The sequence below is a fragment of the Streptomyces caelestis genome (genome assembly GCF_001279005.1).
GTDB classification, from domain to species: Bacteria; Actinomycetota; Actinomycetes; order Streptomycetales; family Streptomycetaceae; genus Streptomyces; species Streptomyces heliomycini.
The window spans coordinates 1-240 of the sequence record NZ_LGCN01000169.1 but is presented as its reverse complement, the minus strand read 5'-3'; the positions used below and the strand labels follow the sequence as shown (position 1 = coordinate 240).

Sequence of the window (240 nt, the reverse complement as noted above, 5' to 3'; positions counted from 1 at the left end):
AACAGCTCGACCGGGTGCCGTCCCGCGAAGGCGCTGAGGTCGAGTTCGGTGGGCTGGGCGAAGCGGGAGAAGTTGTTCACGCAGAGCACCAGGTCGTCCCCGCCTTCCCCGTTCGGGGGGGCCTCGCGCAGGAAGGCGAGGACCGCGGGGTTGGAGGAGGGCAGTTCGGTGTAGGAGCCGAGGCCGAAGGCCGGGTTCTGCTTGCGGATCTCGATCATCCGGCGGGTCCAGTGCAGCAGC

The 240-nt window shown here is 69.2% G+C and carries 1 protein-coding gene; it reads right to left on the bottom strand.

Annotated elements, in window-relative coordinates:
* Positions 1 to 240: alpha-glucosidase C-terminal domain-containing protein (locus ADK41_RS15370; protein ID WP_209438649.1), on the bottom strand; the 240-nt coding region annotated here is incomplete at both ends.